The sequence below is a fragment of the Nocardia sp. NPDC060249 genome, from assembly GCF_042728755.1.
In the GTDB taxonomy this organism is placed as follows: Bacteria; Actinomycetota; Actinomycetes; order Mycobacteriales; family Mycobacteriaceae; genus Nocardia.
In genome coordinates, this window is the sequence record NZ_JBHXAQ010000004.1 from 228,161 (window position 1) to 254,274 (window position 26,114).

Genomic DNA, 26,114 nt, shown 5'->3' on the forward strand with positions numbered 1-26,114 from the left:
CCGTAACGTCGTCGTGGTGGCGAACTTCTGGGGGCTCAGAACTCGTTGGCCACGCCGATCACGGTGCGCCCGGAGTGGGTGCCGTCCTTGATCGACTGCAGGACGGTGCCGACCTCGGTGATCGGCGTGAAGGACTCGATCGTCGACAGATGCTGGGGGCGAAGCTGTTTACCCAGCGCGGTCCACAGGGCGCGGCGCTTCGCGATCGGGAGCTGGACCGAGTCGATGCCGAGCAGGCTGACACCGCGCAGGATGAACGGAAGCACGGTGGTGGGCAGCTCGGCGCCGCCGGTGAGGCCGCTGGCGGCTACCGCGCCGCCGTAGCCGATGGCGCTGAGGACGTGCGCCAGCGAGGCGCCGCCGACACTGTCGACCGCGGACGCCCAGTTCGCCTTGTTCAGCGGGCGGGGCTTGGCGTCGGGGTCGAGGGGGAGGCGGCCGATGACCTCGTTGGCGCCGAGCTCGGCGAGCAGGTCACTCGCGTCGGTCTTGCCGGTGGAAGCGATCACCTCGAAGCCGAGGCCGGAGAGGATGTCGATGGCCACGGTGCCGACACCGCCGGTCGCACCGGTGACCAGGACGGCGCCGTCATCGGGGGTCAGGCCGTGGTCGAGCAGGGCCTGCACGCTCATGGCGGCGGTGAAGCCCGCGGTGCCGATGGTGGCGGCATCGCGGGTGTCGAGGCCGTCGAGCTTCACCACCCACTCGGCGGGCACCTTGGTGTACTCGGCGAAGCCGCCGTTGCGGGAAACACCCAGGTCGTAGCCGTGTGCGATGACCTGGTCGCCGGGGGCGAAGTCATCGGTCTCCGAGGCGATCACCTCACCGGTGAGGTCGATGCCCGGCACGATCGGATAGTTGCGCACCACCCCACCGCGCGGGGTGATCGCCAGCAGATCCTTGTAGTTCGCGCTCGAGTAATGAACCTTGATCGTCACCTCGCCGCTACCGAGGAAGTCGTCTCCCACCGTTTCACGGGCGAGAACGATCCCACCGTCGGATTCACGGGCCACCATCGCAGAGAACACAGATCCGCCTCTCCGGGTAATTTGGCCAGACTTATCGTCGCTACCGGTAGCGACGCGGCCGCCGGATCGGCCGAACTCGTGTTGGCCCGTCCCCGGTGAGTTACCCATGTACTCACCGAACATAGTTGATCCGGCACTGCCGTGACCGACACAGCTGGATCAGGGTGGGAGGAGTTCCAGGCGGACGCCGAGGAGGCGGATCGGGCGGTCCAGGTCGAAGCGGTCGATGATCGCCAGGGCGGTGTCGGTGATGGTGGCGACGTCGTCGGTGGGGGTGGGGAGTTTCTGCTGTTTGCTGCGGGTGAAGAAGGTTTTCGTGCGGACGGTGACCGAGACCCGGGTGCTGATGCGGTGGTGTTCGCGCATTTCCTCGGCGACCTCGGTGGCGATGCGGGCTACCTCGCGGCGGATGTCGCCGGGGTCGGTGAGGTCGTGAGGGAAGGTCTCGGATTTGCTGCGGCCCACGGGGATTCGTGGAGTGGTCGACAGTTCGGTGTCGCCCTTGCCGTGACCGAGGACCCACAGGTAGGGGCCCGTGTTCGGGCCGAATTCGGCGGCCAGGCGTGCGCGGTCGGCCGACATCAGGTCGGCGACCGTGGTGATGCCGAGGTCGGCCATGCGCTGGGCGATGCGGGCGCCGACGCCCCAGAGCGCGTCGGTGGGGCGGTGGCCCATGAGTTCGGTCCAGTTGGCGGCGGTGAGCTGGAATATGCCGGTGGCGGCGCCCGGATCGTGTTCGGGTTCGGCGGAGGTCTTGCCGGTGGACTTGGCGAAACCGGTGGCGAGCTTCGCGGTGAGCTTGTTGTCGCCGATGCCGACCGCACAGGTGAGGCCGAGTTCGCTGATGGCGGTGCGGATTTCGGCGGCGAGCTGCCACGGATCGCCGTCGGTGGCGACGAACGCCTCGTCCATTCCCCATACCTCGACCGCGCCGGCCACCCGGCCCAGCGTGGCCATGATCTCGTCGGAGGCCACCTCGTAGGCAGCCATGTCGACCGGCAGGAAAACGCCGTCCGGACACTTGCGCTGCGCCATTTTCAAGGCCATGCCCGCACGCACCCCGTAGGCCCTGGCGGGATAGGAAGCACAGGTGACGACCTTGCGGGGCTGCGCGGGATCGCCCTCGCCGCCGACGATCACCGGCTGTCCGCGCAGCTCAGGGCGGCGCCGGAATTCCACCGCCGCCTGGAACTGGTCGAGATCCACATGCAGGAGCCACCGGGGCACAGTTCCGTCTTACCGCATCGCACCGACAAATCGGCTCTTGCCACGTCGGGCCTGACCGAACTAAATTCGGTATATGGAGATGCGAGATCGGTTGTTGCTCGCCGCGGAGCGGCAGTTCGCCGAACACGGCGTCCTCGATGCCACCCTGAGCGATATCCGCGCCGCCGCCGATGCCAGCGTCGGCGCGCTGTACCACCACTTTCCGGACAAGTCCGAGCTCTATCGACAGGTCTGGGCGGCCGCGCTCACCGACTACCAGCGACACTTCTGGAATGCCGTCGCCGACAGTCCCGACGCGCGGACCGGCGTCGAGGCCGGGGTGCGTGCGCACCTGCGCTGGGTGCACGAATATCAATATCGCGCAACGGTTCTCACGAGTTCACGGCCGCCCGGGGTCCGGGAGAGCGAGAGCAATGTGGAGTTCCTCACGGCCGTCCGGCGGTGGTGGCGCACGCACGCGGGATACGGCGCGGTGCGTGACCTCGAGCTCGATCTCGTCTACGCGCTGTGGCTCGGTGCGGCACAGGAATACTCCCGCCAATGGCTTGGTGGCAATATCCGTACCGCGCCAACCGATGTCGCCGCCGAGCTCGCCGCCGCCGCGTGGGCGACACTGCGGGCCGACGGCACCGAATAGTCACCATGCAGGGCCACGCAACTCGAAGAACGGAACACCCGATGCCGACCGAAGCTTCCACCCTCGACCTCGACCTGGCGCGCCAGGTACTAGCCGCGCAGCCGTTCGCCCGTTTGGTCGGCACCGAGCTCACCGAATTCGGTGATGGCGCAGCCACTCTCATCATCGACATCCAGCCCGAACACGGCCAGCAGTTCGGCTTCGTGCACGGCGGGGTGCTCGCCTACGCCGCCGACAACGCCCTCACCTTCGCCGCGGGCACCGTCCTGGGGCCCAACGTCCTCACCGGCGGCTTCACCATCACCTACCTGCGTCCCGCCCAGGGCGAGCGCCTGCGTGTGCACGCCACCGTCCTCGGCGCCACCCGCCGCCAGGCCGTCACCCACTGCGACGTCTACGCCGAGACCGAGGGCGAGGAACCTGTCCTCTGCGCGGTCGCCCAGGGCACCACCCGCCGCGTCGAGAAGGACCTCGCCCCCACCGCCGAGGAAGACGCGGACGGTTTCGACGACGACGACCTCGATGACCTCGATGACCTCGACGACCTCGACGACCAGGACGACTACGACACCGACCAACTGGCCGTAGTCACCGTCACAGGCCCGGTACTGCCGCCGACCGTCAGCCGCTAGCCCGGACACGGCAACGGGCCGTACACAGCTGTGCACGGCCCGTTGACGGCTGGGATCAGGCGCTGACGGCGAAGGTCTTGCCGTCGGCGGCGGGTTCGGCGATCGGCTCGATCGCGTAGGCCAGGATGTCTGCCACGTCGGCGACGGGGCGGACGTTGAGGGCGGCCAGCACTTCCGCCGGGACTTCGTCCAGGTCCGGTTCGTTGCGGGCCGGGATGAAGACGGTCTTCAGGCCGGCTCGCTGGGCGGCGAGCAGCTTCTGCTTCACGCCGCCGATCGGCAGAACGCTGCCGTTGAGGGTGACCTCGCCGGTCATCCCGACATCGCCGCGGACCGGGCGACCGAGGGCCAGCGACACCAGGGCGGTGACCATGGTGACGCCCGCCGAAGGGCCGTCCTTGGGGACCGCACCCGCGGGGAAGTGGATGTGGATGTTGCGGTCGAGGACCTTCGGCTCGATACCGATTTCCTCCAGGTGTGAGCGGACGTAGGTGAGGGCGATCTGGGCGGATTCCTTCATCACGTCGCCGAGCTGGCCGGTGAGGGTGAGGGTGCGTTCGCCCTCGGCGCCGTTGGCCTCGATGTAGAGGACATCGCCGCCCGCACCGGTGACCGCGAGGCCCGTCGCCACACCGGGGACAGACGTGCGTTCCATCGAGTCCGGGGTGAAGCGGGGACGGCCGAGGTAGTCGGTGAGGTTGCCGAGGTCGACCACCAGGTTCGTCACCTGACCCGCGGGCTGCGGACCGGCTGCGATGTCGATGACGTTGTCGTAGCCGAGTTCGGGGTCGTACCCGAGCACCGCGCCCTCGCCCAGCGCGCCCTTGTCGACGAGCGGGGCGTCCACGGCGGCGTCGCCGACGCTCGCGGCGTCGCCCGTGACCAGGCGAGTCGCCGCCTTGCGCAAGGCTTTGGCCACCAGACGCTCCATTTGACGCACACCCGCCTCCCGGGTGTAGTTCGCCGCGATCTCGCGCAACGCCGCGTCGGTGATCGACACCTCCTCCGCGGTCAAGGCATTGCGCTCCAGCTGGCGGGGGACCAGGAAGTCGCGCGCGATGGCCACCTTGTCGGCCTCGGTGTAGCCGTCGACGGTGATGAGCTCCATGCGGTCCAGCAGGGGACCGGGGATGGTGTCCATGACGTTGGCGGTCGCGATGAACAGCACATTCGACAGGTCGAGGTCCAGGTCCAGGTAGTGGTCACGGAAGGTGTGGTTCTGCGCGGGGTCGAGGACCTCGAGCAGCGCCGCCGCCGGATCACCGCGGAAATCGGAGCCGACCTTGTCGATCTCGTCCAGCAGGACAACGGGATTCATCGAACCCGCCTCCTTCACCGCACGCACGATCCGGCCCGGCAGCGCGCCGACGTAGGTACGGCGATGGCCACGGATCTCGGCCTCGTCGCGCACACCGCCGAGGGCAACGCGAACGAACTTGCGGCCCAGCGCCTTGGCGACCGACTCACCCAGCGAGGTCTTACCGACACCGGGGGGACCCACCAGCACGAGTACCGCACCGGAACCCCGTCCGCCCACGACCTCCAGACCACGCGCGGCCCGCCGCGAGCGCACCGCCAGGTACTCGACCATGCGGTCCTTCACCTCGTCGAGGCCGTGGTGATCGGCGTCGAGTACCGCCCGAGCGGCCGAAACATCGGTGCTGTCTTCGGTTTTCACCGTCCATGGCAGATCGAGCACGGTGTCGAGCCAGGTGCGGATCCAGCCGGATTCCGGGCTCTGGTCGCTGGCGCGTTCCAACCGGCCGACCTCGCGCAGCGCCTCGGCGCGCACGTTCTCCGGCAGGTCCGCGTTCTCCACGCGGGTGCGGTAGTCGTCGGCGCCGTCGGGTTCGTCCTCGCCGAGTTCCTTGCGGATGGCGTTGAGCTGCTGGCGCAGCAGGAACTCGCGCTGGCTCTTCTCCATGCCGTCGCGGACGTCTTCGGAGATCTTGTCGGTGACCTCCACCTCGGCGATGTGGTCCTTGATCCAGTCGATCTGCTTGGTCAGCCGCACCGCGACGTCGGGGGTCTCGAGCAGCTCGCGCTTCTGGTCATCGGACAGGTACGGCGCGTAGCCTGCCGTGTCGGCGATGGCCTCGACGTCGTCGAGTTGGTTGACGATGTCGATGATCTGCCAGGCCTCACGCCGCTGCAGCACGGCGACGACCAGCTTCTTGTACTCGGCGGCGAGCTCGGTGGTCCGCTCGTCGGGCTCGACCGCCTCGACGAGTTCGGCCTCCACCCACAGCGCCGCACCCGGTCCGGTGACGCCGTGCCCGATCCGAGCGCGGCGCTCGGCCTTCAACACGGCCGCGGGCGCGCCGCCGCGCATCCGGCCGACCTGTTCGATGGTGGCGACGACGCCGTAGGAGGCGTAGCCCTCGTCCAGGCGCGGCGCGACCAGCACCGAACCGGTTTTGGCCGCCTGCGCGGCGTCGATGGCGGCCTGCGCGGATTCGTCCAATTCGATGGGCACGACCATGCCCGGCAGCACGATCGGATCGGTCAGGAACAGCACCGGCAGGTTCTGAGCTGAAGTCATGTCGACCCTTCCAAAGTTGAGCTTTGCTGACTCAACATGGACCCCCGGCGGTTTGTTCCTGCAGGTGGCGCCGTTCACTCATGGCGAAAAATTCGCCGAAATTCTTTCGCTGCGGATGTCGAGAACGCGCGAACGGCTCCGTCCCAGGGGTACAACCCACGAAGAACACCAACCGAGGAGACAACATCATGGCCAAGTACCTGCTGCTCAAGCACTACCGTGGCGCGCCCGCATCGGTCAACGACGCGCCGATGGATCAGTGGACGCCGGACGAGGTGTCCGCGCATGTGCAGTACATGGTGGATTTCGCCGACCGGCTGCGATCGACCGGCGAGTTCGTCGACGGTCAGGCACTGTCCACCCAGGGCACGTGGGTCCGCTCGGACGGCGAGGGGCGCCCGCCGGTCACCGACGGGCCGTTCGCGGAGACCAAGGACCTGATCGCCGGGTGGATGGTCATCGATGTCGAGACCTACGACCGGGCGCTCGAACTCGCGGGGGAGCTGTCGGCGGCACCGGGCGCGGGTGGGAAGCCGGTGCAGGAATGGCTCGAACTGCGGCCGTTCTACACGGAGTTGCCCACGGTGACCGAATGAACGACGGGCTACTGCGCGAACTCGTCCCCGCGGTGATCGCGATCCTCGTCCGCCGCGGGGCCGAGTTCGCGGCGGCCGAGGACGCGGTGCAGGAGGCGCTGATCCGGGCGCTGGAAACCTGGCCCGGCGATCCGCCGCGCGATGCGAAGGGCTGGCTCGTCTCCGTCGCCTGGCGAAAGTTCATCGATGCGTCACGGGCCGAAACGTCCAGGCGGGGCAGGGAATTCGCAGTCGATGCCGAGCCGGAAGCCGGGCCGGTGCCCGCTACGGACGACACGCTGTGGCTGTATTTCCTGTGCGCGCACCCTTCGCTGTCTCCCGGCTCGGCCGTCGCCTTGACCTTGCGGGCGGTCGGCGGCCTGACGACCCGGCAGATCGCGTCGGCCTATCTGGTGCCGGAATCGACTATGGCGCAGCGGATCAGCCGGGCGAAGAAGCGGATCGCCGGCCTACCGCTCGACCGGCCAAGCGATCCGGCCACCGTGCTGCGTGTGCTGTACCTCGTCTTCAACGAGGGCTACAGCGGCGACATCGACCTGGCCGCCGAAGCCATCCGCCTCACCCGCCAGCTCGCCGCCTCGACCGGCGAACCCGAGGTCGCGGGGCTGCTCGCGCTGATGCTGCTGCACCACGCCCGCCGGGCGTCGCGCACCGAGGGCGGGCGCTTGATTCCGCTCGCCGAACAGGACCGATCCCGTTGGGACACAAACCTTATCGCCGAGGGCGTGACGATTCTGCAAGCCGCGTTGGCCCGCGACCGCCTTGGCGAATACCAGGCCCAAGCCGCGATCGCCGCCTTGCACGCGGATGCCCCGAGTACCGCCGAAACGGACTGGGTACAGATCGTGGAGTGGTACGACGAACTTCTGCTTCTCACCGGCAACCCGGTGGTGCGCCTCAATCGCGCGGTCGCGGTCGGTGCGGCCGACGGTCCCCGAGCAGGCCTGGCCGCCCTCGCGGACCTCGACCCGGAACTACCGCGCCACAGTGCGTCCCGTGCCTACCTACTCGAACGGGCGGGCGATCTCGAACAGGCCGCGACCCTGTACGCCGAAGCGGCCCGCACGGCCACCACCGTGCTCGAGCGCGACCACCTCACCCGCGAGGCCGCCCGGGTTCGGCAGTTGTCACGATCCTGAAAACAGCTCGGCCTCCCCCGGGTTGAGGACCGGGGGAGGCCGAGTTGTGGACAGGTGGCTTACAGGTTCGAGGAACGAATCCGCTCGGTCGGGGGATCGAACGCGCGGCCCGAGGTGGAGCCCGAACTCAGGAATCCGAGGACCGCACCGCCGATGAGGAAGAGCGCGGCGAGGATGCCGAGGATGATCGGCAGGGTCTTGCCGTACAGGTCGAGCTTGTCGAGGCTCTCCTGGGTGACGGCCATCTGAGCGTCGATGGTCTCTTCGTCGAAGACGAGGTGCGACTTCAGGATGTTGACGTCCACCTGCTCGGCGCTACGGCCGTAGTACATGTGCAGGCTCTCGCCACCCTTGAGGACCGCGCCGGTCCTCGGCTCCACCCACACGTCGCGGGTGTTGGTGTAGAAGCGGGTCATGGTGACCGGCTCGGTGCCCTCGAGGCCCCACTTGGCGGCGGGCAGAGCGAGCTGATGGGACGGGTGCTTGACGACGTCCCACATGTTCGTCACCGGGATCTTCTGCCGGAAGTGGTAGACCGGCACGCCGTTGATCTCCGACTCCTCGACGAAATCGATGTCGTAGGTGGCGCGGGCGTTGAGGTCGAAGTACGGGTACGACTTCTTCTCGGTGCCGATCGGGAAGCGGTACTGCAGACCGCGTCGCTGCGACTCGGTGGGGATCGCGGCGCCCGACTTGGGGTCCTGAGCCACGGCGATCGAACCGTTGGGCGAGGCGTCGATCGGCGCGCCGGTGACGCGGTCGATGGTGACGCGGTCGACCGAGGCGGTGAGCAGGCCGTCCTTGGGGTCCTGGTCGTCACGACGCAGGGTCTGGCCGGCCTGGACGGTCATCTCGTCGGCGCCCGAGGGCTCCTCGACCGTCAGGAAGCGCTGGGAAACGAGCGGCACATTGGTGTTCACCTTCGCAGCGCCCTCGGTCGCGGTGAGCGACTTCGCGTCCAGCACGAGGCTTTCCTCGCCGGGCACGCTCTTGGCGATCGTGGTGATGCGCAGGTCGAGCGGGGTCTTGGCGACCTTGCCGACCGTGTAGGTGGGGATCATGACGGCGGCCGCGAGCAGCAGCGCGCCGAGACCGACGAGGATGCAGGCGATGAGCCTGCGTACGTTGCTCATCGCGAGCCGTACTGCACGTTGCCGAGCAGCGACGAGCCCGGGTCACCGGACTCCTCGGGCGCCGGGATCGAATTCTGTTGCGCGCCCGCGGTGATGCCGAGAACGGCAATCACCCCGATGACCGCGCCGGCCAGGCCGCTGACCAGGCCGGGGACGACAAACTTCATAGATCGAACTCCAATTGCGTGGTGCGAGACTCAGCCGACGGAGAAGAAACCGAGGGTCGGGGCGAACGAGCAGGTGCGGTCACCATCGGCGGTGACCGTGGTGAGCGAACCGGTGATCACCGCTGCGACCCGGCCGGGACCGGTGTCGGCGATAGCGGTGAGAGTGGCCGGGCCGTCGGCGTTGATGCCCGCCTCGGTGGTGAGCGGCTGGGTACCGGTGCGACGGTTGTCGAGGTTGACCCACTGCACCGTCATCGGCGGATTCTGCACGACCGTGGCGGTCTTGGTGCCGAGCGCGGTGAAGACGAAGCCGGTCTGGCCCGCGGCCGGTCCGGGCGGCGGCAGCGTCGCCGGGCCGGGGACGGCCAGCGCGGTGCCGACGGAATCCGACGTCGGGCCGATGCAGCCCTTGCCGATGGTCGGGTAGAGGAACTGCGCGATGCGCGGACCGTCCGAGGGCGGCAGTTCGGGACCGCCGCCGCCGCTGCCGTCGAGGAAGGTGATGACCCTTTCGAGGGTGGCCTTGACCTGCGCCGGGATGCCGGGCGTGGCCAGCAGTACGCGTGCCTGGGCCAGGATCGCGGCCTGTCCGCCGTCGGCGATGGGGCCGGGGGCGGAGATCGCGCCTACGATCGTCGGAGCCAGTGCTGCGAGCGTCTCGGAGGGGACGTTCTCGGCGATGGCGGGGACGCTCGGCTGCGTCGCGGCGGATTGCGGGGCAGCCATCGTGGGCGTGGGTGCCACGAGTGCCGCACCCGCCGCTAGTACGAGGGCGGACAATGCGGTCCGCGATGCTCGGGTGCTCAGCACTGGTCGGCCGTCCTTTGTTCGGTGGATAGATGAAGCGACCCGGAAAGGTCAGTGTTATTCCGGGTTTCAGATACTTTGGAGAGGTGACTACAGCGGACAGGCGGTATGGGGGTCGTACGGTCGTCGCGCGGAAAGCCGAACGCCGACTGCGATTCCTGGAAGCAGCGACGCAAATCTTCGCCGAACGTGGATACGCCACGTGCTCGCTCGCCGAGGTGTGCGCGGCGGCCGGGCTGTCCAAGCGGCAGTTCTACGAGGAGTTCGAGACCCGCGAAGACGTGCTGGTAGCGGCCTACGACCGGATCCAGGACGACGCGGCGGCCGCGGTCGGCACCGCGCTGATCGCGCTCGGCTCGACCGATCCGCAGCTCGCGCTGCGGGCCGGCTTCGGCGCGTACCTGGAGTCGCTCGGCTCCGACCCCTATCGCGCGCAGGTGGCGCTGATCGAGGTGGTCGGGGTGAGCGATCGAATGGAGAACCATCGCCGGACCCGCAGGCATGCCTGGTCGGCACTGATCGAGGGGGCGCTGGCCCGAGTGGGGGTGCGGTTGCGCGGCGATGCCGAGCTGACCACCGCGCTGATCACCGGGGCGGTCACGGGCGTGGCACACGAATGGTTGCTGCGCCAGACGCGCCCGCCCGTCGACGAGCTGGTCGATCTGCTCACCGGCGCGGCACTGGCGCTGGTCACGATCGACTGACTTGCGGGCAGCCGTCGGGACGGTGGCAACTTCGCTCACCTGCCGCCTGCTCAATCGACTCCCTTTCCAGACATTGTGAGACCGACTGGCTTCACAGTGTGGGCGAGAGTTTGACATATTAGTGACCCAGATCGCAATGCCAGAATTTCTGAGACCGGTGTCACCTGGGGTGATGCAAGGGCGGCGGTCATTTCTCAGCACCCCCGACACGGACCCGGGCGAGCGATCCATCCTGGACAAATGACCGGCTGAGCGCTCACCACCGCAGCCGCGAGCAATCCGGCGGCAACCTGTTCCAGTTCGGTCGGAGTGCATCGTCAGCCTTTCCGCAGGGTGCCCGCGATGGTGCCGCCGAGGACACCAGGGGTTCGATAGGCCAGCGTGCCGTCGGGTTGCAGCGTGACCGTCGAGATCGCGCCCTGGTCGAAGCATCCGCTACCGGCGGTGAGCCTGGCGCGGAAGGTGAGGCGGTCGGCGGCGGCCTCGGTGAGGGTTTCCGCACGGTCGCAGCGGTCGCGCGAGAACGTCCCGGTGTTGGCGGAGGTGGCGAGTTCCTGACCGATGCCGCCCGCGGCGATCGTGAGTTCGATGTCGAACTGGACGGGGCCGTCGGCGGCCCGGCCCTTCCAGGTGCCGACGAACTCCGCCGGGACGGTGGTCGTGCCCGATTCGGTGGCGGTCGAACCGGGTGCGGCCGTGGTCGGGTTCGCGGATTCGGAGGTCGAACCGGTGGCGGTCGAACCGGTGGCGGTGCTCGTTGCGGTGCCGCCGGCGGACTGGGCGGTCAGCTGGCTGCCGATCAGGTAGGCACCGCCCGCGACGGCCACCGCGACCGTTGCGGCGGCGGCGATCAGGAGAGTGCGGGTGCGCCGGGACGCGGTGGCGCGCGGTGGTGCGGGCCACGGGTGGCCGGTCGACGTGTCGGCGGGCTTGTGGGCGACCACAAAGGGCCGCGGGGTGAATTCGCTGCCCATCGCCGCGGCATTCGGTCCCGTGCGGAAGGCGCCATGCCTGGCCGCTTCGGCGGGACCGGAGGTGAATCCACCGGTCTGCCGGTAGGGAGTCGGCGCCGATCCGCTTGTCGCGCTCGGCCCGTTCGAGAGAGAGGAGCCGGTCGGCGAGTTCCGGGACGGGTTCGCGGCTGCCGGGTTCGGTGCCGAGGACGCGGTCGCCCACCCGGGCGCGGAGGTCGCGGCCCCGTCCGGATGCGGTGGACCGGGTGGGTCGGCGGGACCGGAATCCAGGTCGAGCAGGCGGACGGCATTCGTACTGATGTGCGCGATCACTTGTGGCGGTAACCAACCGGATCGTTCGGGGGCCCCGATGTCGGCCAGCCGCGAAAGAACCTGTTCCGGTGTCGGTCTGGCGGCGGGATCCTTGGCCAGGCAGGACGCGACGAGCGACCGCAGACTCGCCGGCACTGCCTCGAGACGAGGTTCCTCGTAGACGATGCGCCAGAGCATCTGCATCACCTCGGCGGCGCCGAAGGGACCGTGGCCCGCGGCGGCGAAGGTGAGAACGCCACCGAGCGCGAAGACATCACCGGCGGGACTGAGGGTTTCGCCGCTCACCTGCTCGGGACACATGAAACCCGGTGAGCCGAGGAACTTTCCGGTCGTGGTGAGCGCGGAATCCGCGATCACCCTGGCGATGCCGAAATCGATCACCTTGGGGCCGTCGATCGCGAGCATCACGTTCGACGGCTTCAGATCGCGGTGCACGATGCCCGCCGCGTGCACCGCCACGAGCGCTTCGGCGAGCCCGTGTGCCAACGCCAGCAGCGCGGGCTCGGCGAACGCTCCGAACTCGGCCACCGCGTCCGTCAACGAGATCCCGGCGACATAGCCGGTGGCCAGCCACGGCGCCGGCGCGTCGACATCGGCGTCGAGCACCGGCGCGGTGAAGGCGCCGCCGACGCGCTGGGCCGCCGCGACCTCACGACGGAACCTCGCACGGAACTCCGCATCGATCAGATCCGGGCGGATCACCTTCACGGCGACCGTGCGCCCGCCCGGATTCCGGCCCAGATACACCTTGCCCATGCCCCCGGCACCCAGCACGCCCAGCAGTCGGTAGTCACCGATCCGCCGAGGATCGTTCGGGTCGAGCGGTTGCATCGCGGGTGATTCCTTCGGATCAGCTGAGCATCAGGCGAGCTGGGCTCGGGTGTCGGCCAATAACTCCGACAGCATCGGCTTGGCAGCGTGGTCGTCGGCCAGGTCGGCGACCGCCTCGGTGAGGATCTTCTCGGCGTCGGCGGGGCGGTTCAGCTCGATCAGGAGTACGGCGCGCTCGTAGTCGGAGCGGGTGGCTTGGTCACCGGCCTCGATGGCGCGGAAGCCCGCGGCGGCGGCGTCGGCGCGGGGGAGGGCGTCGGCGGGCCGTTGCGCGCGACGCAGGATCCGGGCGGCGTTGTGGTTGTGCCTGGCGGTGTGCCAGGTGAGCAGTTCGGTGTCCGGGTGGGCGGTGGCGAGCGCCGCGATCGCTTCGTCGGAGACAGTGACGGCCGTGATCGCGGCGGCGGAGTCGCCGGTCCAGTGCAGCGACAGCGCCGCGCTGTAGCGGCAGTAGGCCACGCGCACCGGATCACCGAATCTCTCGGCGACCTCGGCGGCCAGCACATAACGCTCGGCGGCCTCGGCATCGCGATCGAGCACGTCGAGCAGATCGGCGGTCTCGACGAGGGCAGCGGACTCGCCGCCGAGATTGCCGGTGGCGCGGTCGAATTCGATGATCTCGTCGAGGACGATGAGTGCCGGTTCGTCCTCATCCAGCCGGCGATGCAGATCCACCAGCAGGAAGCGGCAGGCCCTGGCCTGCTCGAGCGCCCCCACGCGCTCCAGCCCGGCGATGGCCTCCTCGGCCTGGTCGGCGGCGTCGAGCAGCTGGCCGACGGCGCGGTAGGCGACAGCCAGATCCCACTGCGCGTACGGCACCTGCGAACTACCCGCCGCGATCCCGATCGCGACGGCGGTCAACAGGTCGCTGACCGCCTCCTCCTGCCTGTCCAGGTGGATGAGCAGGGCACCGCGGCGGGCGTGCACGATGAGGCGCAGGCTGTCGGGGAGGTCGGCATCGACCACTCGCACCGCCTCATCGATCATTTCCAGCGCCGCGGCCGAATCGCCCGCGTCCAGGTGAATTCCCGAAAGGTACTGGGCCGCATCGGCTACCCGCCACGCCAGACCGGACCGGCGATACGCCGCGACCGCTTCCCGCCCGGCCGCGACCGCTTCGGCGAGTTCAGCGTTGTTCTGGTGCAGATACATTCGGTGCCGGGCGACATTGCCGAGCAGGACGTCGTCGCCCGCTTCAGCGGCGTCGGCCGCGGCCCGGTCGAGCAACGCCGGCAGTTCGGCGGCGTCCTCGCCGGACAGCTCGCCGCGATCGAACAGTGCGAACATGCCGCCGGAAAGCCGCAGCGTCGCAGCCGCTCTCGTCTGCGGATCGGGCGAATTCGCCAGGTGCGACAGCGAATCCCGCAGCAGCCCGACAGCTTCGGCCACGTCGCCGTGCCTGCTGAGGAGCAGGCCGAGCCGACCCAGATCGGACTGGCGTCGATCTTCCTCGCCCGTGGCGGCGAAATACTCTGCCGCCCGGCGCAACAGCGATTCGGCATGGTCGTGATCGGTCGTCTGCAACGCTGCGCCGGCCAGCGCGCAAGCTCGTCGACCGGCCAGGCTGGCATCGGCGGGCTCCGGCTCGGCCGCCAGCCGCTGTGCCAGGGCCCGCAGTTCGGCGGGCGCGTGCCGCGCGGTCGCCTGTTCGGCGCGTTCGATCAGTTCGAGGGTCGTGAGCTCGGGGAACTCGACAGCCGCTGCCGCCGGACCCGGCTCGACCGGCACTCGGTGCGCGGCGGCCGCGGACAGCGGCAGGTAATCGACGATCGGCTCGCTCGCCAGCTTCCTGTGGACCGACGCCGTCTGGTGATCGGTGCCGTTGCGGTGGTCGAAGCGCGCGGCGATGGCCAGCGCTTCGCCGGTGAGCTCCCCGTGCATCACCCGCGCGGACGATTCGGCGGCGGGGCGATCGGCGGCGGCCGGGCGGTGCACCATCGCGTCACCGTTACCCGCGTCGACGAGGGTGCGCAGCAGCAGTGCCGCCGAACTCAGGAAGGCGAGCGCGTCCTTCGGGCTCGGTGCGCGATCGAGCCAGGAGAAGTGGCGCTCGAGCAGCTCCAGGCCGCGCACCTGATTGCCCGACAGCGCGCAGAACTCCAGGTGGTCGCCGATCGCGGCCAGATCCTGCGGTTTGGTGCGCAAAAGGCGGTAGGAGCGGCGGTGCGCGCTGCGCGCCTCGTCGAGCTGGCCGGTGCGCAGGTAGGGCAGCAGCAGTTCGGTCAGGATGAGCTGCGGTTGCTCCGAACAGCCGAGTTCACCAGCGAGGACCGGGCCGGCCAGCTCGACGGCTTCGATGTCGCGGCCCTGGCTCGCCAGCCAGGCGACGCGGTTGGTGGGGTCGCAGCCTTCGCAGTCCGAATTCTCGTCACGCGGTGTGGTGCACCACCTTTCGTACCACTCGGCGGCCGCGTCGAGGTCGCCGATGTGAACCGCCACCCGATGCCTGCGGCCGTACACCGCGTTCAGGCTCTGCCCCTCGACCCGGTAGCGGCGTTCCATCTGATCGAGGGCGGCCAGCGCCCGATCCATCGGCACCTCGGGGAATTTCGTCATCGCGCCCACCGCGGTCTTGAACTTCCACCGCAGCGACGGCGCCACCCACGACTCGTGGGCGCCGGGGTCGCGATCGTATTCGGCCAGGCACCGGGCGAACGGGACGAACAATTTGGCCGGGCTCATCCCGTGGCCGTACGCGTCGACCATCGCCATCCGAACGTGGAACGCGAGCTCGGTGTGCGCGCCCGCGTCCGCGTGCCGCAGCACCTGTTCCAGCAGTGCGTCCTTGGCGTCGCCGTAGGGCATGTCGTAGGCCTGGAACAGCAGGCGTTGCAGGTCGTCGGGGGTATTGGCGTCGGACATCAGAGCTCTCCGCGGGGATCGTGAACCGCCCAGTCGAGCAACCCGACGAATGATTTGTTCAGCAGGGCGGTGTCGACCGGCCGCATCGGATGCTGGCCCAGCAGCAGTGCCTGACTGTAGAGCGCCTCGACCGCCGTGGTGACCAAACGGGCGTCGGCGAGCCCGGTGATGCGGCGTACCAGCGGATTCCGATAGTTGAGCACCAGCTGTGGCCGGTCGCCCGCCTGGTCGGTATCGAAGGCGCCGAGAACATCGGCCCACAGTTCGTCGGCGACCTCGCGGGTGGCGCGCAGTTCGGCGCGATGCTGGGCATCGCGGTCGAGCAGATACAGCGCGGCCAGCGACGGCGGATCGAAAGTACGCAGCACCACTTCACATTCGAGGCGGTCGAGTACCCGCTGGGCGGTGCTCAGGAAGGGGCGAAGCGCCAGCTCGGTCGCCGGATCCACGAGGTCGAAATGGGTGGCCAGTTCGGCGGGATCCAAACGGCGCACCCGGATTTCGGGATCGATCGCGGGCAAACGCTCGAGAATGTCGGTGATATAGGAGTAGCCGCCGTTCACCAGTCCGATGCCCGCGGCACTCGCCACCGCCGCGAGCTGACGGAATTCCTCCACCGACGGGGTATAGCGGACCTCGCCGAAGCGGCGGCGGAACTCGGCGAGCGGGATCTGGCCCGCGTTGGTCTCCACCGGCAGCCAGCGGTCGACCAGGCGCAACATGTCGTCGTCGTGCAGGGCGAGAGCCTTCACACCGAGATCGTGAATGCGCAGGAACCGGTGCAGCGCCGACGGGTCGGAGGTGGACAATTCCACCAACCAGTCCCTGATCCGGCCGCCGAGCGCTGCCCTGGTGCTCTCCAGCAGATCGTCCTCGTAGAGGGCTTCGCGGCTCGCGGTGGGGCGCAGCTCGGTGGTGTCGACCACGCAGCGAACGAAGAAGGCCCAGTCGGGCAACAGCCCGGTGACGCTCTCCGCCAGCAGCATTCGCTTCAGATACACCCGGTGCCCGGCCTTGGCCGCCGGGTTCACCGGCTGGGGAAGTACGAAAGCCACACCGGTGACACCGGATTCGGCACAGGCGAGATCGAATGTGGCGAACGGGGTGAACCCGAAGGTGTCCTCGGCGTACGCGGCGAGCGCGTTCGCTCGGTCCGAAGGGGTGGGGTGGGTTGCGCGCCAAGGGACTTCGGGCTCGGTGATCGGCTGACCGTCGACGGTGACCTCGAATGGCAGCAGGCTACCGAACAGCCGCGCCAGCTCGACGACGGTCGTCGGGGTGAGCCATTGCTCGGCGCCGCGGCGGGGCGCGAGGATCACGGTGGTGCCGGGTTCGTCGCGTTCGCTCGCGGCGGACTCGACGCGGTAGCGGCCGTCGGCGAAACCGGTCCAGCGCACGGTCGGGCCGCCGCGCGCCGACCGGGTGAGAACCTCGGCCTCGTCCGCGACCAGGAAGCACGACAGCAGGCCGATGCCGAACTGGCCGAGGAACTCGTGCCGGGCGAAACCGAGGTCGTCGCGCTTGCCGCTGCGGCCGATCGTGGCGAGGAAGGTGTGCACCTCGGCCTCGGTCAGGCCGACGCCGCTGTCATGGACGCGGATGGTGCCGTCGCCGGTGCTCGCGGGCGTCTCGATCCTGACCCGCGCGCGAGCCTTCGGGTCGAGGGCGTGGCGGGCGGTGATGGCGTCGACCGCGTTCTGCAGCAACTCGCGGACGTAGACCCGTGGACTGCCGTACAGATGATGGCTGAGCAGGTCGACGATGCCCCGCAAGTCGACCTGGAATACCTGCTCCACCGGGTTCCCTCCCAAACGCTGACCATCTGCCCGGTCACTGTAACTGCATCTCCGACAGCTGGCGCCGCAGTTCTCGGCGCTCGACTCCGCCGAGAACGCGGCGAGCGGGGTTCGGGTCAGTGGGCATCGCGGGTGCGCGGCAACCGCGGCGCTACAGGTCGGCCAGGGCGATGCCGGTGAGCGGGCTGCCGATCCGGACCAGGTCGGTATCGGTTCCGGTGCCGATGTCGACCAAGCGGATCGTGCCGCCGAGATCGCTCACATAGAAGCGGGAATCGAAGCCGGTGACGCCGATCGCCTCGCGATACCCGGTGGAGATGATCGCCGGGGACCCGAGCTCCGGCTGAACCTTGGCCTCGTACAACGCGTTGCCGTGCGGGGCGGCGCCGCGGTCGGTCCAGACCAGATCGCCGACACCGTGGAGTTCGACATGGACCGGCTCGGGCAGGTTCTCCCAGAGCAGCTCGATATCGCTGCGCGCGGCAGGGTCCACGCCGGGTGGCAGATCCATCCGAGCGCGGAAGATCCGGCCCTCGCCGCCCTTGGCCGCGCCCTTCTGAGTCCAGTAGAGCAGGCGGCGGTCGAGGTCGAGACAGAGGCCGACGCACCAGTTGCGCGGGAGGTAGGCGTCGGCATCGCCCGCGCCGGTCACCACGAGCGCGCGCAGATCGTCACCGTTCAGATCACAGGTGAGGATCTGCATGCCCTCGCGATCACACCAATACAGCCTGCCCCCTTCGAAATCGGCGGCGAGCTGCTTTCCGGTGGTGAAGGCGCCGATCGGGACGATCGTGGTGCGGTTGCCACCGTCGAGGTCGACTCGTTCGAGGGAACCGTTGCGGGAGAAGAACTCCGGTTCTACGCCCGGCTCCGGCCGCGCGTCGGGGGCGCCCATGTTGGTCCAATAGATATGGCCACGCAATTTGTCGACGACGACGCCGTCGGGAAATCGATCGAGGCCGTCGACCACGGTGCGCACGTGTTTGCCGTCGAGCGAAATAGCGTGCATCGCACCTGCTGCGAGATCCAGCGCGACTATCTCGGTCATCGGCTCAGCCCTGCTTCGGCTTCGGGTAGTCGTCGTAGAAACCCTCGCCGGTCTTCATTCCGAGTTTGCCCGCGTCGACATATTTCTTCAGCAGCTCGACCGGCCCCTTCGGCAGGTTCGGGTTCTCCTGCTCGTAGTGCTCCTCGATATCGAGCACCACATCCAGGCCCACCTGGTCCATCATCCGGAACGGGCCCGCCTCGGTGCCGAAATTCCGCATGAACATCTCGTCGACATCCTGGGGAATCGACACACCCTCGTGAACCACCTCCAGCGACTCGCGCTTGATGGCGGCCCAGATGCGGTTGAAGATGAAGCCGGTCGACTCCTTGCGCACCAGGTACGGGTGCAGGCCGTACTCCGGGAAGGTCTGCAGGACGAAGTCGAGGACGTCCTGGGACGTGTGCCCGTCCGACATCACGTCGAGCACCGTCGACTGCGGCGGCATATAGAAGTGGGTGTTGAGCATCCGGTCGTTGGTCGTCAAACCCTCGGTGAACAACCGGCTCGCGTACGACGACGAGTTCGAGGCCACGATCGCATCGGCATCGGCATCGGCGTCGAGCTGGGCGAAGACCTTCTTCTTCAGGTCGAGGATCTCCGGCACCGCCTCGACCACCAGCCACGCGCCCTTCACGCCGATGGCCTGATCGGGCACATACTCCGCGGTGCCCGCCTTGCCGTCGGGCACCGTCGCGGCCACCTCGGGCAGCTGCTTCTCCACGAAGGCCACAGCCGCGTTGCCGACCTCACCATCGGGATCGATGATGCGGACCTCGCCACCCCTGGTGGCGAACATCAGGGCGATCCTTCGACCCAAGGTGCCACCACCGATCACCGCGACCGGACGTTCGAAATGATTCTTCGGAACAATGCTCACAGCGACTCCCTCTGCACAGGCGACGGGGGAAGAACTCAGTGACGCGCACAACAGCCATGCCAGCGTAGCTCCGACTTGCGTTGACACCCCGTCACGACCGGTCAGAATGTGATTGCCTTATCCTCACGTTCTTCACGTATTTCGCGCGTCAGCACTAGGGGGCTCCTCGATGACCACACTCGCCTCCGGACTCTTCATCGATTGGGAAGAGCTGACGGGGCAGTCGAAGTTCGTCGTCGAGCTGATCAGTTTTCCCATCTTCAGCGCGCTCGCCGGTTGGCTCACCAACTGGACCGGTGTGCTGATGCTGTTCTGGCCGCTGTACTTCAAGGGCTTCCGGGTGCCGATGCTGCACGTGCTGTACCCGTACCTACCGCGGCGCGTGCAGGTGCTGCCCACGTTCTCCGGTGACGGGCGCATGCTCGGTTTCCAGGGCTTCATCCCGGCACGCGCGGAGAAAATGGCGAGCATCTGCGTCGATTCGGCCCTGTTGCGGATCGGCAGCCCACGCGACTTCATCCATGAGCTCGACCTCGACGGGATCGGCGACTACCTCGCCGAACGGGCGCGCGATCAGGTGCAGCCGATCGTCGACGAGATCATGTACCGGGAGAACCCCGACCTGTGGCGCTCGCTGCCCAGACCCGTGAAACAAGCCATCTACCAGCGGGTCGACCGGCAGTTGCCCGCGCTGTGCCGGCGCGCGTTCGAGAGCCTGGGCGACAATATCGACCAGCTGCTCGACGTGAAGAACTTCGTGATCCGGTACCTGGAGAAGAACCCGGCCATCCTGAAGGACCTGACCACCACCATCGCCGCGCCCGAGCTCAAGTTCATGGCGCGGATCGGCCTGCTCGGCGCGCCCTTCGGCTTGATCCTGGCGCTCTACCTGCACATACACTCGAAGATCCCGTACTTCGGCGCGATCCCGGCCTGGGTGATCGTGCTGTTCGCGTCGGCCATGATCGGTGTGACGGTGAACGTGATCGCGATCAAGATGGTGTTCGAACCCGGCGATCCGCAGCCGCGCTACAAGTATCTGTGGCGTCAGGCGCTGCTGGCCAAGCGTCAGCCCCAGGCCGCCACCGACCTCGCCCACATCCTGGCCTACCAGGTGCTGACCGTGGAGAACCTGTCCGTCGAGCTCCTGGAAGGGCCGAACGGGGACAAGACTCGTCAGCTCATCGAGCGGGTGGTGTCGGAGGAGATCCACAAGCAGCTCGGTGCGACCGCGTTCATGGTGCGTGCCGCACTCGGCAAGAAACAATTCGAGAATCTGGCGGTCTCCGGCGCCGGAGCCGGGCTGGTTTCGGCGCGCACGATGATCGAGGACGAGCAGTTCGTGCTGGAACAGGCGAAGAAGATCGACGACTTCGCGGCGCGCAAACTGCGGACATTGACGCCCGGGGAGTTCATGGAGATGTTCTACGCGTCGGTCGAACAGGACGCGTGGTTGCTGTATCTGCACGGTGGGGCGCTGGGCATCGGTGTCGGCGCGCTGCACCTGCTGACCTTCGGCTGGTAATAACAAGCACGCGTGCTTGCATTTTTTGACGGTCGCTGCGACTCTTGGTGACGACGGCGCACCGGCACCGGGTCGCGCCATGATCGGCAAGGGAACTCCATGGCTGACCTCGCAGCGCTGCTCGACGACTACGCCGCCGAATGCGCGGATCTGGAAACCCTGGTCGCACCGCTGACCCCCGAGCAGTGGAAAACGCCGACCCCCGCGCCACGCTGGGACATCGCCACCCAGATCGCCCACCTGACCTGGACCGACGAGGTGTCGCTGATCGCCGCCACCGACGCCGGGGCCTTCGCGGAGTTCCTCGCCGAAGCGGCCCCGCGCGGCTTGACCATCGTCGACGACGGCGCCGAGGAAATCGCCGAGACCCCACCCGCCGAGCTGCTGGTCCGCTGGCAGAGCGGCCGCGAACGGCTGATCGCCGCGCTGGCCGCCGTCCCCGCGGGCACCAAACTGCCGTGGTTCGGCCCCCCGATGAGCGCCGCGTCGATGATCTCGGCCCGCATCATGGAAACCTGGGCCCACGGCCAGGACGTCGCCGACGCCCTCGACGTCACCCGCGTGCCCACCGCCCGGCTGCGCACCGTCGCCCACATCAGCGTCCGCGCCAGGAACTACGCCTACCTGGTCAACGGCGAATCCGGCCCCACCGAAGAATTCCGCGTAGAACTGACCGCCCCCGACGGCACCCTCTGGACCTGGGGCCCCGAAGACGCACCCCAACGCGTCACCGGCCCCGCCCTCGATTTCTGCCTGGTCGCGACCCAACGCCGCCACCGCGAAGACACCACCCTGACCACCGAAGGCCCCGACGCCGACCACTGGCTCGCCATCGCCCAAGCCTTCGCAGGCCCCCCCGGACCGGGCCGCGAAGCAGGCCAGTTCGCCTGAACTCCGTCATGACCGCACTCCCGCCCCGCACCCGCGACCCCTAGGGAGCGGCGGCCACGAAGTGGCCGGTCCGCGGCCGGGCCGCCGGTCAGGCGCCGGTGCGTAGGCGACGAAGGAGCAAGCACCGGTGCCTGACCGGCGTCCCCTCAGGGCCGCGGACACGCGCGCGCCAGCGCGCCGATAAACACAGGCGAGCGCCAGTCTCAGAGCGCCATTCGTGCCGACTGCCCCGGACGTCGTTGGCCGGGGGTGACCACCGTGGCAGTCGTGAATGACGCTCGCCTGCTCCCTTCAGATACCCGTTACCCGGTGTGAGAAACACTTGCCCAACCGAAAACCCGCCCCGACTAGGACTGATACGGCGCCGTTTCGGATGTGGCTCTGATCTCAGCCGTGTGAGGCGGTCACTGCGGGCGGTACTCGGTACCGTAGGTATCAGCACGTGGCTTTCAACGATGCGGGCCCGCTCAACTCGGGTATACCCACAGCCACAGGAGGGAACCGCATCGTGACCGCACATCGACCTGCTCAGATCGTGCGCCTGTCCGCGATCATCTTCTCCGGCGCCGCCAGCCTCTGCCTCACCGTGGCCGCGGGCGCCTACATCGTCAATCACATGCCGCGACTCACCCCGCCGCCCGCCGAATTCGCGGGGCCGACCGCACCGGCGAACCCCGGCCACCACCGCCCCTTCTCGGTCGAGGACTCCGGACCCCGCGTCGGCAACGTGGAGTTGGCGATGTCCTTCGGCGCGCCATCGCTGTCCACCGAGCGCTCGGCTCCCGCCGCCACGCGCACGCCGATCACCGCGCAACAATCCGGAGTCGGTGCGCGACCGGGCAATTCACCGCTGACCGGGCGGGTGGGGATCGGGGGCACCTATGTCGGCGCGCAGGTGACACCGCCGCGCAGCGATACCGTGGCGTTCACCGTCGACACCAACCTCGTGACGGTGGCGGCGAAATACCTCGGCCTGACCGTTGATCCGGGCGCGGTGACCGCGCTGCACACCGAATTCGACGCGCGCCGTGGCGAGTTGGTGTTCGTCCTGTCGGACCCCGGCCTCGGCAGTCACACGCTGCGGGTCGAGGGCACCGGCACCGAACCGGCCGAGACCCCCGGCACTGCCACGGAATCGGCCGAGGACGACGGCGAGGCCGAGACACCGCGGTCGTCGACCGGGGAACTGCCGACTACCGTCGGCGTGTGACTCCTCGCGGCGCCTCGAACGGTGCGTACGACTTCTGCGTGATCGGCGGCGGCATCGTCGGCGTGGCCACCGCGCATCGGCTGCTGACCGAGTATCCCGAGGCGAGCCTGGTGCTCATCGAGAAGGAAGCCACGCTCGGCGCGCATCAGACCGGGCACAACAGCGGCGTCATCCACTCCGGGATCTACTACCCCCCGGACAGTTTGAAGGCTCGGCTGTGCCGGGCCGGTGCGCGCTGGACGAAGGAATTCGCCGCGGCCCACGACATTCCGTTCCGCGAATGCGGAAAGCTGCTGGTAGCCACCGATTCCGCCGAGCACGAACGGATGCTGGCGCTGTACGAGCGCTCGATCGCCAACGGCGTGGAGGTCGAGGCGATCGACGCGGCCGAACTGCGGCGGCGTGAACCACGGATCACCGGGGTCGGGGCGCTGTTCGTGCCCGCCACCGGCATCATCGACTACACGAGGATCACCGCCGCGCTCGCCACCGAGGTCGAGGCGATGGGCGGCAGGATTCTGCTCGGCACCGCTGTCGACGCGATCACCGAGAGCGTCTCCGCCGTCACGGTTTCGGGTCCCGCCGGTTCGGTCACCGCGGGCACACTGATCGTGTGCGCGGGCCTGCAAGCCGACCGAATGGCGCGAAAGGCCGGGATAAACACCGACTTTCGTATCGTTCCGTTCCGTGGCGAGTACTACCGGCTCCCCGCCGAGCGGGCGGAGCTGGTGCGCACGCTGATCTATCCGGTACCCGACCCCGCGCTGCCGTTCCTCGGCGTTCACCTGAGTCCCACCATCGACGGCGATCTCACCGTCGGCCCCAACGCGGTGCTCGGACTGTCGCGGGAGGGCTACCGCAAGGGCAGCGTGAACCGGCGCGACGCCGTCGACGTGCTGAGCTTCGCCGGCGTGCGCCGGGTGGCCCGCGACCATCTCGCCACCGGGATCCGCGAGCTCCGTAATTCGGTGTTCAAGCGCGGCTACCTCGCCGAATGCCGCAAGTACTGTCCTGAACTCGGCACCGGCGACCTGCTCCCGCACCGCGCGGGAATCCGGGCGCAGGCGGTGCTGCGTGACGGCACCCTGGTCCACGACTTCCTCATCGAACGGACGCCGCGCTCCATCCACGTGCTCAACGCGCCCTCCCCGGCCGCCACTTCGGCGATGCCGATCGCGGAATACCTGGTCGAACAACTCCATTCCGCTAAATAAAGAGGATATTTGTAGTACTTTTGGTTCCTGTACGCGTGGGCGAGGAAACCCATCCGGAACAGGGAGGGCCGATGGGCCACATCAGGTTTGCGAGTGACGTCGGCGCACCGGTCGATGCGGCTTTCGCCTACGCCGAGGATTTCCGCCACGCGCCGCAGTGGCTGTTCGGCGTCACCGACGTCGCGCCGCTGGGCGAACCGGATCAGGGATTGGGCGCCGCGTTCGCGGTGAAAGTCCGGTTGTTCGGGGTGATCCCGCTGCGATCATCGGTGGAGATCACCGAATATCGGCGCAATGCCGTGATCGGGTATACCCTGCGTGGGCGGGTATACGGAACCGTTACCCTGCGATTCGATCCACTCGGCTACGAACGGTCGGTCCTGACCTCCGAAGCCGACTATCCACCACCACGCGGCATGTTCGGCCGCCTGTGCCACGGCCTCGTCGACGCGGCCGCGAAATCGGCACTGCGCCGAACGGAATCGCGGTTGCGAAGGGAGATAGAGGCATTCCACGGTACCGATCTTGTCGGCCGCATCGCCTAGGGTGGCGGTCATGATCATCGTGAGCACCGACGGGTCCTGCCTGCGCAATCCCGGTGGTGCCATCGGCTGGGCGTGGGTCAATCATTCCGGGCCCGCCGACAGTGGTGGCGCGGCCAGCGGCACCAACCAGATCGCCGAACTGCGCGGAGTACTGGAAGCCATCCTCGCCCACCCCGGCGCCGAACCGATGCTCATCGAGAGCGACTCCCAGTACGCCATCAAGTGCGCCTCGGAATGGATCACCAGCTGGCGACGCAACGGCTGGCGCACCTCCACCGGCGGCGCGGTGAAGAACGTCGAGATCATCAAACAGATCGACCGAGCCATCACCGGCCGCGAAGGACCGGTGCGTTTCCGCTGGGTACGCGGTCACGTGGGCAACTACTTCAACGAACAAGCCGACAAACTCGCGGGCGAAGCGGCACGAGCGGTCCGCGAAGGGGTGCTCCTACCCACGGCGCCTGCCGCCCGAGAACCCGCGGCGCCAGCCGCAAAAGATATGGTCTCCACAGGGAAGTCGGTCGCCACCGATGCGCCGGTAGCAGGGACTCTCACCCTGTTCTAGGCGCGTGCGACCGGAGTGGGATCGCACAACGAAACGCCGCGGGCGATGAATCTGCCCGCGGCGTTTCGATTGATCAGCTCGGTGCGCTCAGTTCCCGGGCGTCGGGACAGGCGCGGGCGCCGGCGACGGAACGGTCTGACCGGGCGCCGTACCACCGGTGGCGTCGCCGCCGCCGTTCTTGAGCAGCGGCGAATCCAGCTTGCTGACCAGCCACTTGTCGCCCGAGCGCTCGAGACTCATCTCGATCGCGAACATCATCCGGTCGGGCTGGGTCTGGGTGAAGTTGGTGCGGTACTGGGTCATGGTGACCATGGCCTTGACGTCGTCGGTGCTGCCCGAGATGTAGGCGCACTGCACGTCTTCACCGGTCGATTTGACCTGGGCCTGCACCATGGCGCCCTTGAGCGCATCACTGGCGTCGCTGAACTCCTTGAGGTAGTCGCCGGTGGCGCCCGCCTTCATCGACGTGATGTAACCGTCGAGATCCTTGGAGTAGTCGTAATTGGCCAGGATGGCGCCGTAGTCACAGGCGGCCTTGGTGGACTCGGCGATGGCGTCGAGCTTCTCGGCCTTGTTGCTGTTCTGCAGGAAGAACACCACACCCGCGGTGATCGCGCCGACCGCGACCACACCGGCCACACCTGCGGCGATCCAGCCCTTCGAGCTCGATGCCGCGCTCGGGGCAGCGGCCGGAGCCGGCGCCTCGGTCACGGTCTGTGCCTTGACAGTCGGCTGATCGACCTCGGGAGTCGCCGCCGCACCTTTCACGGTGTCGTCGGCCTTGGCCAGATCGGGCTTGTCTGCCGCGGCAGCATCGGACTTACTCTGGGCATCGTCGCTGGTCATCGA

At 68.2% G+C, this 26,114-nt stretch carries 22 protein-coding genes and 1 pseudogene; 11 read left to right on the forward strand and 12 right to left on the reverse strand.

Annotated features, from left to right (window positions below):
• Positions 1-35 precede the first annotated feature (35 nt).
• Both ACFWFP_RS18025 and ACFWFP_RS18030 read right to left on the reverse strand, forming a co-directional pair.
• A complete protein-coding gene (locus tag ACFWFP_RS18025; protein WP_379296810.1) occupies positions 36-1,016 on the reverse strand; it encodes an acryloyl-CoA reductase in 981 nt (326 codons plus the stop codon).
• Between the two features lie 171 nt (positions 1,017-1,187).
• Positions 1,188-2,255: a DNA polymerase IV gene (locus ACFWFP_RS18030; protein ID WP_379296363.1), complete on the reverse strand. Its 1,068-nt coding sequence runs from the start codon at positions 2,253-2,255 to the stop codon at positions 1,188-1,190.
• Between the two features lie 73 nt (positions 2,256-2,328).
• Between ACFWFP_RS18030 and ACFWFP_RS18035 the strand changes: the two genes are divergently transcribed.
• Together ACFWFP_RS18035 and ACFWFP_RS18040 are read left to right on the forward strand one after the other, a co-directional pair.
• Positions 2,329-2,892: a TetR/AcrR family transcriptional regulator gene (locus tag ACFWFP_RS18035; RefSeq protein ID WP_379296365.1), complete on the forward strand. Its 564-nt coding sequence runs from the start codon at positions 2,329-2,331 to the stop codon at positions 2,890-2,892.
• Positions 2,893-2,933: 41 nt separating this feature from the next.
• A pseudogene (locus ACFWFP_RS18040) lies at positions 2,934-3,341 on the forward strand (PaaI family thioesterase); the annotation flags it as partial.
• A gap of 238 nt (positions 3,342-3,579) precedes the next feature.
• On the opposite strand, the gene lon reads toward ACFWFP_RS18040, so the two are convergent.
• Complete coding sequence (lon, locus tag ACFWFP_RS18045) at positions 3,580-6,066, reverse strand: endopeptidase La (RefSeq protein ID WP_379296367.1); 2,487 nt, start codon at positions 6,064-6,066, stop codon at positions 3,580-3,582.
• Between the two features lie 188 nt (positions 6,067-6,254).
• On the opposite strand from lon, the gene ACFWFP_RS18050 reads away from it, so the two are divergent.
• Positions 6,255-6,662 carry a YciI family protein gene (locus tag ACFWFP_RS18050; protein WP_378927039.1) on the forward strand — a complete coding sequence of 136 codons (408 nt, stop codon included), beginning with the start codon at positions 6,255-6,257 and terminating at the stop codon, positions 6,660-6,662.
• The gene (locus tag ACFWFP_RS18055; protein WP_379296369.1) at positions 6,659-7,801 is read left to right on the forward strand and encodes an RNA polymerase sigma factor; all 1,143 of its coding nucleotides are present in this window, start codon (positions 6,659-6,661) and stop codon (positions 7,799-7,801) included. The genes ACFWFP_RS18050 and ACFWFP_RS18055 overlap by 4 nt, the downstream gene beginning before the upstream one ends.
• Positions 7,802-7,860: 59 nt before the next feature.
• On the opposite strand, the gene ACFWFP_RS18060 is transcribed toward ACFWFP_RS18055, so the two are convergent.
• From ACFWFP_RS18060 to ACFWFP_RS18070, 3 genes are read right to left on the reverse strand one after another with little or no spacing between them, the layout of a single operon-like run.
• Entirely contained in the window at positions 7,861-8,934 is a 1,074-nt protein-coding gene (locus ACFWFP_RS18060) for a DUF3068 domain-containing protein (protein WP_379296371.1), read from the reverse strand.
• A complete protein-coding gene (locus ACFWFP_RS18065) occupies positions 8,931-9,101 on the reverse strand; it encodes a DUF2613 domain-containing protein (protein ID WP_082844323.1) in 171 nt (56 codons plus the stop codon). The genes ACFWFP_RS18060 and ACFWFP_RS18065 overlap by 4 nt, the downstream gene beginning before the upstream one ends.
• A gap of 30 nt (positions 9,102-9,131) precedes the next feature.
• Positions 9,132-9,827: a hypothetical protein gene (locus tag ACFWFP_RS18070; RefSeq protein WP_379296373.1), complete on the reverse strand. Its 696-nt coding sequence runs from the start codon at positions 9,825-9,827 to the stop codon at positions 9,132-9,134.
• A gap of 167 nt (positions 9,828-9,994) precedes the next feature.
• Here ACFWFP_RS18070 and ACFWFP_RS18075 point away from each other — a divergent pair, with 167 nt between their 5' ends.
• Positions 9,995-10,612, forward strand: coding sequence for a TetR/AcrR family transcriptional regulator (locus ACFWFP_RS18075; RefSeq protein ID WP_379296375.1), 618 nt, complete (start codon positions 9,995-9,997; stop codon positions 10,610-10,612).
• Positions 10,613-10,929: 317 nt separating this feature from the next.
• On the opposite strand, the gene ACFWFP_RS18080 is transcribed toward ACFWFP_RS18075, so the two are convergent.
• The 5 genes from ACFWFP_RS18080 to ACFWFP_RS18100 all read right to left on the reverse strand — a co-directional run bounded on the left by ACFWFP_RS18080 (position 10,930) and on the right by ACFWFP_RS18100 (position 19,315).
• A complete protein-coding gene (locus tag ACFWFP_RS18080) occupies positions 10,930-12,729 on the reverse strand; it encodes a serine/threonine-protein kinase (protein ID WP_379296377.1) in 1,800 nt (599 codons plus the stop codon).
• Between the two features lie 30 nt (positions 12,730-12,759).
• Positions 12,760-15,591: a hypothetical protein gene (locus ACFWFP_RS18085; protein WP_379296379.1), complete on the reverse strand. Its 2,832-nt coding sequence runs from the start codon at positions 15,589-15,591 to the stop codon at positions 12,760-12,762.
• Entirely contained in the window at positions 15,591-17,387 is a 1,797-nt protein-coding gene (locus ACFWFP_RS18090) for an HSP90 family protein (protein WP_379296381.1), read from the reverse strand. The genes ACFWFP_RS18085 and ACFWFP_RS18090 overlap by 1 nt, the downstream gene beginning before the upstream one ends.
• Before the next feature lie 151 nt (positions 17,388-17,538).
• The gene (locus ACFWFP_RS18095; RefSeq protein WP_379296383.1) at positions 17,539-18,435 is read right to left on the reverse strand and encodes a hypothetical protein; all 897 of its coding nucleotides are present in this window, start codon (positions 18,433-18,435) and stop codon (positions 17,539-17,541) included.
• Between the two features lie 4 nt (positions 18,436-18,439).
• Positions 18,440-19,315 carry a 3-hydroxyacyl-CoA dehydrogenase family protein gene (locus ACFWFP_RS18100; protein WP_379296385.1) on the reverse strand — a complete coding sequence of 292 codons (876 nt, stop codon included), beginning with the start codon at positions 19,313-19,315 and terminating at the stop codon, positions 18,440-18,442.
• Between the two features lie 169 nt (positions 19,316-19,484).
• Between ACFWFP_RS18100 and ACFWFP_RS18105 the strand changes: the two genes are divergently transcribed.
• From ACFWFP_RS18105 to ACFWFP_RS18130, 6 genes are all read left to right on the forward strand, one after another.
• Positions 19,485-20,840, forward strand: a complete 1,356-nt coding sequence (locus ACFWFP_RS18105) for a hypothetical protein (RefSeq protein WP_379296386.1) — start codon at positions 19,485-19,487, stop codon at positions 20,838-20,840.
• A gap of 99 nt (positions 20,841-20,939) precedes the next feature.
• Positions 20,940-21,731, forward strand: coding sequence for a TIGR03084 family metal-binding protein (locus tag ACFWFP_RS18110; RefSeq protein WP_379296388.1), 792 nt, complete (start codon positions 20,940-20,942; stop codon positions 21,729-21,731).
• 508 nt (positions 21,732-22,239) lie between these two features.
• On the forward strand, positions 22,240-22,941 hold the full coding sequence (locus ACFWFP_RS18115; protein WP_379296390.1) for a hypothetical protein: 702 nt from the start codon (positions 22,240-22,242) through the stop codon (positions 22,939-22,941).
• Positions 22,938-24,155, forward strand: a complete 1,218-nt coding sequence (gene lhgO, locus ACFWFP_RS18120) for an L-2-hydroxyglutarate oxidase (protein WP_379296392.1) — start codon at positions 22,938-22,940, stop codon at positions 24,153-24,155. The genes ACFWFP_RS18115 and lhgO overlap by 4 nt, the downstream gene beginning before the upstream one ends.
• A 71-nt stretch (positions 24,156-24,226) precedes the next feature.
• Positions 24,227-24,700 carry an SRPBCC family protein gene (locus ACFWFP_RS18125; RefSeq protein WP_379296394.1) on the forward strand — a complete coding sequence of 158 codons (474 nt, stop codon included), beginning with the start codon at positions 24,227-24,229 and terminating at the stop codon, positions 24,698-24,700.
• A 10-nt stretch (positions 24,701-24,710) separates the two neighbouring features.
• A complete protein-coding gene (locus ACFWFP_RS18130) occupies positions 24,711-25,265 on the forward strand; it encodes a ribonuclease H (RefSeq protein ID WP_379296396.1) in 555 nt (184 codons plus the stop codon).
• An 87-nt stretch (positions 25,266-25,352) separates the two neighbouring features.
• Here the strand turns inward: ACFWFP_RS18130 and ACFWFP_RS18135 are convergent, their stop codons facing one another.
• Positions 25,353-26,111, reverse strand: coding sequence for a hypothetical protein (locus ACFWFP_RS18135; protein WP_379296398.1), 759 nt, complete (start codon positions 26,109-26,111; stop codon positions 25,353-25,355).
• Between the last annotated feature and the right edge of the window lie 3 nt (positions 26,112-26,114).